This is a genomic window from Streptomyces ureilyticus, from assembly GCF_011045025.1.
GTDB classification, from domain to species: domain Bacteria; phylum Actinomycetota; class Actinomycetes; order Streptomycetales; family Streptomycetaceae; genus Streptomyces; species Streptomyces ureilyticus.
The window spans coordinates 1-4,124 of the sequence record NZ_JAAKZX010000382.1 but is presented as its reverse complement, the minus strand read 5'-3'; the positions used below and the strand labels follow the sequence as shown (position 1 = coordinate 4,124).

5 protein-coding genes are annotated in these 4,124 nt (G+C 71.0%); 3 read left to right on the top strand and 2 right to left on the bottom strand.

All coding sequences use genetic code 11. The features are described from left to right. On the bottom strand, nucleotides 1-608 hold a 608-nt coding region (locus G6048_RS47065), incomplete at its 3' end, for a glycosyltransferase (RefSeq protein ID WP_235991125.1). A 128-nt stretch (nucleotides 609-736) separates the two neighbouring features. Continuing rightward, entirely contained in the window at nucleotides 737-1,462 is a 726-nt protein-coding gene (locus G6048_RS47060) for a GntR family transcriptional regulator (RefSeq protein WP_165345749.1), read from the bottom strand. A gap of 173 nt (nucleotides 1,463-1,635) precedes the next feature. Between G6048_RS47060 and G6048_RS47055 the strand changes: the two genes are divergently transcribed. The 3 genes from G6048_RS47055 to G6048_RS47045 form a co-directional block, all read left to right on the top strand. Next, on the top strand, nucleotides 1,636-2,250 hold the full coding sequence (locus G6048_RS47055; protein WP_165345748.1) for a type 1 glutamine amidotransferase family protein: 615 nt from the start codon (nucleotides 1,636-1,638) through the stop codon (nucleotides 2,248-2,250). Next, a complete protein-coding gene (locus G6048_RS47050) occupies nucleotides 2,247-2,714 on the top strand; it encodes a MarR family winged helix-turn-helix transcriptional regulator (protein ID WP_165345747.1) in 468 nt (155 codons plus the stop codon). The genes G6048_RS47055 and G6048_RS47050 overlap by 4 nt, the downstream gene beginning before the upstream one ends. Before the next feature lie 270 nt (nucleotides 2,715-2,984). Next, nucleotides 2,985-4,124: serine/threonine-protein kinase (locus tag G6048_RS47045; RefSeq protein ID WP_165345746.1), on the top strand; the 1,140-nt coding region annotated here is incomplete at its 3' end.

The following is a 4,124-nucleotide window of genomic DNA, read 5'->3' as shown; positions in this document are numbered from 1 at the left end:
GCCACCGCGTCCCAGCCGAACTCCCGTACCGCCCGCTCCCGGCCCGCCTCGCCCATCCGCCGACGGGTCTCGGGGTCGGCGAGCAGGGCGTCGAGGGCGCGCGCGAGCTGCGCCGCGTGCTGCTCGGTCGCGGGGTCGATGCCGATCGACGGGGCCACGAACTCCAGCTCGCGCAGCAGCGTCTGGGAGGAGCCCAAGGGGCCGCCGCCCGCGAGGAGTTCGTCGTTCGAGAGCGGGTGCGGGAAGTCGACGGGGACGTACGCACCCGCGTGGTCGTAGTGCCAGACCAGGTGCGACTGCTGGGCGGTCCCCTCGAACATCTCCAGCAACTGCTCGTAGTCGCCGCCCAGTTCGTCCACCGGTGTCACGGCGAGCTGGCAGACCTGGAGCAGGTACGCGCGGCGCAGGAAATGCAGTGCGTCGTAGTCGAAGCCCGCGACGGGGGCCACGTCGCCGGACAGTCCTGGCATGTACTGGTACACCGGCACCGGTGGGAGTCCGGCCTCGCCCAGGACCTTGTCGTAGAGCGCGAGTTCCTCGGCGAAGGGGTTGTCGGGGGTGTGGCACAACACGTCGACGAGTGGGACCAGCCACAGGTCACAGGCCAACAGATGACTCCTCGGATAGCACGGTGGTCAAAGGCAGCGTAATGGCTGACAAGCGCGGTCAGCCCTTGTCGTACAGATCCGTCTACCCACGCCCCATCGCCCCACATCCCCGGGCGCCCCACGAGGTCTCATCCGGCCGCCAGCCGTTCGATGAGCGCGAGCGAGTGCGCGTTGTACGCGGTGACGATCTCGTGCGCCGCCTCGGCGTCGCGGCGCGCCAGGGCGTCCACGAGCGCGGTGTGCCCGGCCCAGAGGCGGCCGCGCAGATCTACCGTACGCAGGTACTGGACCGCGCACACCCAGGACTGGACGCGCAGCCGGTGCAGGAAGTCGGCGAGGTAGGGGTTGCCGAAGAGATTGCTGAGCTCGCGCCAGAAGCGCAGGTCGTAGCCGATCAGGATGTTCAGGTCACCGGCCGCGGCGGCTCGCTCGGCCTCCTCGCCGCGGCGGCGCACTCCGGCGAGGGTGGCGGCGCGGCGCGGATCGTCGGCGCGCGGGTCCAGGGCGGCGCGGGCGGCCCGGCTGATGTCGGACCTCTCGTCCAGATACTGGTGGAACAGGCCGTCGGTGACCAGGCTCCGGGCCTCGATCATGTCCCGGTAGTCGGCCGGCGAGTACTCGTGCACGCGGAAACCGCGGTGCTGGTCCGCCTCCAGCAGCCCCTGCGCCGACAGGTCGACCAGGGCCTCGCGGACGGGAGTCGCGGAGACGCCGTACTGCTCGGCGATCTCCTTCACCGTGAACTCCTGGCCCGGCTGCAGGCGCCCGGCCAGCACCTCGTCGCGCAGCGCGTCCGCGATCTGCTGTCGCAGCGTGCTGCGCGTCACGGCGCCGTTGCCGCCGGTGCCGGGCAAGGTCCTGGTCCTCCTCGATCGGGTCGGTACTCGCGCATAGCTACGAGCGCGTACGTCCATATCTACGAGCACGTCACCATACGCGTTCGAGTTCGCGAGGAACGGGTTATTGACAGCATGCTGTCGAAATGACAGCATGCTTACATAAACATCAAGCCAACCGAGGAGAAGCCATGGTCACCACGACCCCCCGCAAGCCCGTCCACCTTGCCGTGTACGACTCCTTCGCCGACTGGGAGGCCGGGCACGCGACCGCGTTTCTCGCCCGAGCCGGGTACGAGATCCGGACCGTGGGGCCCAGCCGCGCACCGGTGACGAGTATCGGCGGCCTGCGGATCCAGCCGGACCTGGCCCTCGATGACGTACGCCCCGAGGGCAGCTCCCTGCTGATCCTCACCGGTGCCGACCTCTGGGACACGGGCGACGACCTCGCGCCGTTCGCCCGCAAGGCGCGGGAGTTCCTCGACGCGGGCGCCCCCGTCGCCGCCATCTGCGGAGCCACCGCCGGGCTGGCCCGCGACGGGCTGCTCGACGACCGCGACCACACCAGCGCCGTCTCCTTCTATTTGGCCGCCACCGGATACAAGGGCGGCGAGCGGTACGTCGACGCCGACGCCGTGACCGACGGGAAGCTGATCACCGCCGGGCCCACCGAACCCGTCGCGTTCGCCCGCGAGGTGTTCGGGCTGCTCGGCGTGTACGAGGGTGAGGTGCTGGACGCCTGGTACCGGCTGTTCCACGACTCGGACCCGGAGGCGTACGCCGTTCTCGAGGCGGCCGGCCAGTGAGCCGCGAGCGTCAGGACCTGCTCAGCCGCAGCGCCCTCGGCGTCTTCCGGCTCAACGGTCAATTCCTGTCCGTGGCAGAGGAGTTGGCCCGGTCCGCCGGACTGACCGCCGCCTGGTGGCAGGTGCTCGGAGCGGTACTCCACGAGCCGTTGCCCGTCTCCGGGATCGCCCGCGCGATGGGCATCACCCGGCAGAGCGTGCAACGGATCGCCGACCTGCTCGTAGAGAAGGGCCTCGCCGAATACGCGCCCAACCCCGCCCACCGCCGCGCCAAACTGCTCACTCCGACCGAGGAGGGCCGCGCCGCCATGGCGAAGATCCACCCCGGCCACGAGGCCCTCGCCGACCGCCTCGCGGACGCCCTCGGAGACGACGGCTTCGCCGAGACCGTACGCGTGTTGGAACGTCTGTCACAGGCGCTCGATCAGCTCTCGTCGCCCGCGTCACCCGTTACGGATCTTTGAAGTTCTCTCCCGGATGAATCCGGGAGATTCTCCCCTGGATCGCTCCGGGGAGTTTGACAGGTCATGCCTGTCCGGCGACGACCCTTCCGGCCGCAGGAGCAAGTACGGGACTCACTCGGGTTGTTGGGGACTTGGTTGTCGCCCCCGACAGTTCACTGAGCGTATCAAATGGATTACGGAGCGATGTGACGGAGGCCGCCCAGCCCTCCGCCCCGGACGGCCGCACTATCCTCAGCCCGTTGCACACGCACGGGGTAGGGGGCGCCGGCCATGGAGAAGCTGGGACCGGGGGAGCCGTTGGGCATCCCCCAAGCCGGAGGCGGAGGGCGGATCGGCGCGTACCGGCTGCTGGCGCGGCTGGGGTCCGGCGGGATGGGGAACGTGTATCTGGCGCGTTCCGATCGGGGCCGTACCGTCGCCGTGAAGCTGGTGCGGCAGGAGCTCGCCGAGCAGGAGGAGTTCCGGGCGCGGTTCCGGCAGGAGGTGCGGAACGCGCGGCGGGTCGGCGGGTACTGGACCGCACCCGTGCTCGACGCGGACACGGAGGCCGCGATTCCGTGGGTGGCGACCGGTTATGTCGCCGGGCCCTCCCTGCAGACCGTCGTCGGGCACGACCACGGCCCGCTGCCCGAGCGTTCCGTACGCATCCTCGCGGCCGGACTCGCCCACGCCCTCAAGGACATCCACGCCGCCGGGATCGTCCACCGCGACCTCAAACCGTCGAACGTGCTCGTCACGATCGACGGCCCCCGCGTCATCGACTTCGGTATCGCGCGCGCCCTGGAGACGGTGACTGACGGCGGCCTGACGCGGACCGGCGCGCTCGTCGGCTCGCCCGGGTTCATGGCCCCCGAGCAGGTCCGCGGCGACCGCATCACACCGGCCTGCGACGTCTTCTGCCTGGGTTCCGTCCTCGCCTACGCGGCTACCGGCGCCCTTCCCTTCGGCACGGCCAACAGCGGGGTGCACGCCCTGATGTTCCGCATCGCGCAGGAGGAGCCGGACCTGGACCCGCTGCCGGAGGGCCTCGCCGACCTCGTACGGCTCTGTCTGCGCAAGGACCCGGCCGCCCGCCCGAGCCTCGACGACATCCTGGAACGTACCGGCGCGGAGGACACCGTCTTGGACGGCCGCAGCCGCGACCCGTGGCTGCCGAGCATGCTTGTGGCCCAACTGGGCCGCCATGCCGTGCAGTTGCTGGAGACCGAGAATCCGGAGAGTCCGGCGGACCCCGTCAATCCGGCGGACCGGGAGAATCCGGGGCTTCCGGCGGAGGTGGCCGAGAAGGGCGCGAGCGCCGAGGAGTCGGCGGGTCCGGCGGGCTCCGCGGAGGTGGCCGCCGAGGGAGGCGCGGCGGGTCCGGCCGCCGCGGACGCCCTCAAGCCCCGCGCCCCTGCCTCCGCCCCCACG